The organism is Flavicella sp. (assembly GCF_037132785.1).
Classification (GTDB): Bacteria; Bacteroidota; Bacteroidia; order Flavobacteriales; family Flavobacteriaceae; genus Flavicella.
In genome coordinates, this window is the sequence record NZ_JBAHZZ010000148.1 from 1 (window position 1) to 5,377 (window position 5,377).

3 protein-coding genes and 1 pseudogene are annotated in these 5,377 nt (G+C 33.4%); all 4 read left to right on the forward strand.

Annotated elements, in window-relative coordinates; genetic code table 11:
* Positions 1 to 73 precede the first annotated feature (73 nt).
* On the forward strand, positions 74 to 1,276 hold the full coding sequence (locus V5787_RS09655; RefSeq protein WP_336893029.1) for a gliding motility-associated C-terminal domain-containing protein: 1,203 nt from the start codon (positions 74 to 76) through the stop codon (positions 1,274 to 1,276).
* A gap of 7 nt (positions 1,277 to 1,283) precedes the next feature.
* Positions 1,284 to 2,243 (forward strand): type IX secretion system membrane protein PorP/SprF, encoded by a 960-nt coding sequence (locus tag V5787_RS09660; RefSeq protein ID WP_336893030.1) that lies wholly within the window; start codon positions 1,284 to 1,286, stop codon positions 2,241 to 2,243.
* 10 nt (positions 2,244 to 2,253) lie between these two features.
* Positions 2,254 to 4,191 (forward strand): OmpA family protein, encoded by a 1,938-nt coding sequence (locus V5787_RS09665; RefSeq protein ID WP_336893031.1) that lies wholly within the window; start codon positions 2,254 to 2,256, stop codon positions 4,189 to 4,191.
* Between the two features lie 357 nt (positions 4,192 to 4,548).
* A pseudogene (locus V5787_RS09670) lies at positions 4,549 to 5,377 on the forward strand (hypothetical protein); the annotation flags it as partial.

A 5,377-nucleotide genomic window follows, 5' to 3' on the forward strand; every position in this document is an offset into this window, starting at 1 on the left:
ACAATTTTTATGCGATACTACCAGTTTTATAACTACTCATGTATTAGACAAATAATTTTTCAATAAATACATTATGCAAATACAAATTCATACAACTATTTTAGTAGCACTGCTGTTTTTTTCCAGTAGTGTTCTTAGCTCCCAGATAGTTAATCTAGGAGATATATATATCAGTGAAAACGAAACGGTTTCTTTTATGGAATCGTTTAATAATGGCTCTGAAGGAGAGCTGTATAACGACGGTCTTTTATATATTTATAATGACTTTACGAATGATGGTGTTGTAGATTTTCTTTCAGATACGGGGGTTACAAACTTTATAGGAACAGCTTTCCAGGAAATTACGGGATCAGAGGATAGTTATTTTTATAATATTTCATTTAATAATGGAAGTAGTTCAAATCCTTTTCAGGTTGCTAATACAATAAGTGTTTCAGGCGAGATTAATTTTGAGATGGGAATTGTTGATTTACTTGGTTCTGATGTTGATTTTTATTTCGAAGAGAATGCTACACATATCAATGGTTCAAATGAGAGTCATATTAATGGGGCTGTTCATAAAATGGGGGATTCTGATTTTGATTTTCCTATTGGAGACAAAGGTTATTATCGGTCTTCAAGAATTCAGTCTTTGATAGGTAATAATACGGAGCTTATAAGTGCTTATTTTTTTGAAGACTCTAGTAGTCTGTATCCACTTCAAAGTGATAGTGGAATAATAGAAGAAATAGATACGGCAGAGTATTGGACAGTTGATAATATTACCTCTGGAGAAGAAGTGTTATTGACACTTTATATATCAGAAGAGACTACTTCTAGTGGTATTTTGGAAGGCGCTTTACATACAGATATCTCGATAGTACGTTGGGATTCAGGAGAGAATATTTGGATAAATGAAGAGGGAACCTATGATCCTGTTACTGGCTCTGTAAGCACATTAATTGACAATTATGGAATTTTCACCTTTGCCAGAGTAGAAGATTCAGAAGATTGTTTGGTAATCTACAATGAGTTTTCTCCCAATGGAGACGGAATAGGAGACACCTTTACTATTGGTTGTATAGATAGTTACCCTAATAATACGGTAGAGATTTATAACAGATGGGGAGAAAAAGTTTTTAAAGCGACAGGATATCAAAACGACTGGGACGGTACAAATACAGAAGGAGCCTCTATAGGAGGATCTGAAGAGTTACCAGTAGGTGTTTATTATTATGTAATAAACTTAGGAGATGGATCAAAACCCAAAGCGGGCTGGTTATATTTAAATAGATAATACAACTATGATTAAAAAAACACAAAACAAAAAAAATAGGGGGAAAGAATTTTCACAAAGAGGAGGTTTTTTCGTTTTGTTTATCGCGTTATTAATTAGCCATATTAGTCTCGCTCAACAAGAGCCACAATATACACAGTATATGTATAATACCCTGAGTATAAATCCTGCTTATGCAGGTCAGCGCGAAGTATTAAGTGCTACATTGTTACACCGTTCACAATGGGTTGGTCTTTCAGGAGCACCTAAGACACAAACACTGGGAATACACTCCCCACTTAGTAATGAAAAGATGGGTTTGGGGTTTTCGGTTATAAATGATGTGATAGGTCCAGTAAACAGCACTTTTGTTGATGCTAGTTTTTCATATACCATTCAGCTTTCAGCATCATTAACAAAAATGTCCTTCGGAATTAAAGCAGGAGTTCATTTTCTGAATACCGATTGGAGTAAAGGAATTTATCAAGGGAATGATCCATTATATGATGAAAATGTAAATCAGGTTTCACCTCTTGCAGGAGTAGGGGTTTATGTACATAACCGTAATTGGTATTTAGGTTTGTCAGTTCCTAATTTATTACAAACAAATCATTATGATGATTATCAAGAATCTATGGCGAGTGAAGAGATGCACTTTTATGCTATTGGAGGTTATGTTTTTGATATAAGTAATTCATTAAAGTTCAAACCTGCCTTTTTGGTCAAAGGAGTTTCTGGTGCACCAATTATTGCAGATGTTTCTGCCAATATGTTATTTAATGATAGGTTCACTTTAGGATTAGCCTATCGATTGGGAGATGCAGTTAGTGCATTAGCAGGTTTTCAAGTATCAGAAAGCTTTTATTTGGGGTATGGTTATGACCTAACAACATCGAATTTAAACAATTACAATAGTGGTTCTCATGAGATTATGTTGCGTTTTGAATTACAAGAAATAAACAGAATTTTATCACCAAGATTTTTCTAAATAGTATACTATGAAAGCATATAATTATATATTAGTTTTAGGGTTTTGTTTTTTTGTTGCCACGGGATTTTCGCAAAAACAAAAAGTGAATGAGGCTTTTGAGAGTTATGAAGACTTAGAGTTTTTAAAGACGAGTACACTGCTGTTAGAGGCTGTAAACAATGGGAATAAATCGGTAGAGATTTATGAGAAGTTAGGGAACGCCTATTATTTTAATAAAAAGATGGAGTCTGCAGTTGTTTGGTATACAAAAATGCTAGATTTCTCAAAAAATAAGTCTAGAATAGATTCTGAATTTTATTTTAGATTTTCACATGCTTTAAAAGCAATTGAAGAGTATGCACAAGCAGATCAAATGATGCATACCTTTCATAAGTTGAATCCTACGGACTCAAGAGGCAAATTATTTATCGCTGATTTAGCGTATCTAGATAGACTTAATGGGGAGAAGAATTTTTTTGAGATTTTTAATTTAGAGAGTAATTCAGGAGCCTCTGATTTTGGTTCAACTCTCTTTGAGGATCAATTATATTTTTCGTCATCTAGAAATACAGGAGAAATCTATGCTTGGAATAATGAATATTTTTTAGATTTATTTACGGTAAAAAAACAAGAGGATGGCTCCTATGGAGCAGGAGAGGTTATTTCTCTTAATGAAACCATAAATACAGAATACCACGAGTCTACCGCCTCCTTTACCCCTGATGGAAAAGAGATGTATTTTACTCGGAGTAATTATTTTAAAGGAAAGTTAAGAAAAGACAAACAAGGAGTACATCGCTTAAAAATATTTAAAGCGACCTTAATAGAGGGGGAATGGGGAGCTATAGAATCACTACCTTTTAACAGTGATAATTACAGTGTTGCTCACCCTTCGGTTTCAGGAGATGGGACAAAACTTTATTTTGCCTCTGATATGCCCAGTTCAAGAGGGGAGTCAGATATTTATGTAGTTGATATCTATCCTGATGGCTCTTATGGCGATCCAAAAAACTTGGGATCTTCGATCAATACTGAAGGTCAGGAGTCCTTTCCGTATATTAATAAACAGGGCGATTTATTTTTCTCATCCAATGGTTTGGTAGGTCTAGGTGGATTAGATGTTTTTGTGATTAGAGGTTTTGAAAACATAAAAACATCCAATAAAGCACTTATCCCGGAAAATATTGGGAGACCGATTAATAGTTCTCTAGATGATTTTGGTTATTATGAAGACAAAGATTTAAATAATGGTTTTTTTACATCCAATAGGTCGGGAGGAAAAGGAAGTGATGATATCTATAGTTTTATGCCTATTCCAAATCTAGAAATAGAAATAGTGACAAAAGACGCAAAAACCGATGAATTGCTTGCAGGTCCATCAATCACCATATTTGATAGTGAAGGGAACTTGTTAGAAAAAGAATTAAAAGAAAAATCAGTTGGTTTGTATTCAGTGGTTTTAAATAGAGGGGAAACGTATCTTATAAAAGCGGGGAAAGAGGATTATATTTCAGGAGAAATAGATTTTTATGTGCCAAGAGAACATAAGGGAGATAGTATTCGAGCAGAACTATTGTTATATAAAATAGAAAAAGAATTAGATCTGGCAGAGGTACTTGATCTTCCTGTTATCAATTTTGATTTAGACAAATCGAATATTCGTTTAGATGCTGCATTAGAATTAGATAAGATAGTTGTTCTTTTAAAAGAGTATTCTTCGATAAAGATATTTATAAAAGCGCACACAGATTCTAGGGGGAGTGATTTATACAATCTAAAACTTTCGGATAGAAGAGCTCAGGCTACTTTAGATTATTTGGTTAATTCAGGAATAGATATAAACAGGTTAAGTTCAAAAGGATTTGGAGAAACTTTATTGCTAAACAAATGTGAAAATGGAGTAATCTGTACAGATGAAGAACATGAGGAAAATAGAAGAAGTGAATTTATAATTACCGATAAATAATTATTAGCCCTGTATAGACAGGCTATGAGAAGAAGAAGTAAAAGACAAAAGATAATTGATCATGAGGTCAATTATCTTTTGTCTTTTAAATGTTAAAATGACGCATTAAATTTGTTTCTTTTCATTCATGTTTCATGCAAAAACAAAAACAAAACCGTAACGGGACTGTGCTTCTATTGTTATTGCTTATCTGAATAAAAAATATTCCAAACTGTTATTAAAACAGCTTTAGGTCTGTTGTTTTGTAGAAAAGGAGGTGTTTTTAGCTCGAATATGAATTTATTTCGCTCGATTGCAAATAATTATTGCCCAGATAGATAAATTAGTTTATTTTCGCGTCGAAAATTTCATAAAACGATGGGAACTAAGTTCACTTTTCTTAAAAAAACGCTTTTATTAGGAACATTTGTATTTGGAGTTTTCGGATATTCCCAAGTTGGAATTGGAACAAACAGTCCAAATGAATCTGCGATGTTGGATATTGTATCAAGCGACCAAGGAGTTTTGATTCCACAAATTGCATTGACATCACTTTTAGATTCAAAAGCCATTAGCAATGGTAATGTTGAAAGTTTGTTAGTTTATAATACATCAACAACAGGTGATGTTACTCCAGGATATTATTACTGGTATGTTAATAGTTGGAAACGAATAATGGTGTCTGACGAGATCAACCTGCCTTCCAATACCGTTGTTTGGGATGTTACAAATAATGAATTCACCTATGTGGATGATTCAGGGGTTTGGCAAATAATTGATATCCAGGAATTGGTTGAATTTGAAGAAACACTAACGACCCTTGTTGTTAATGATACAACTGCAACATTAGATTACAAGGATGAAGGTGGAGAAACAACAGAAATCAGCCTTGATACTTTGGTTATTTCAGGAGTTGTGAATAATGCGAATACAATTTTTAACGATAGTTTGGTTACTGTTGAGATTTCAAATCTTATTTCCAATGATACGATTATCACAAATGAGATTATCAAGATTGTCAAAGCAGAAGAAACACTAACGACCCTTGTTGTTAATGATACAACTGCAACATTAGATTACAGGGATGAATTAGGCGATACGATTTCAGTTGAATTAGATACTTTAGTTATCTCAGGGATTGTAAACAACGCAAGTACAATTTTCAGTGATACCCTTGTTAGTCAAGAGATTACTTCTATTATTGATG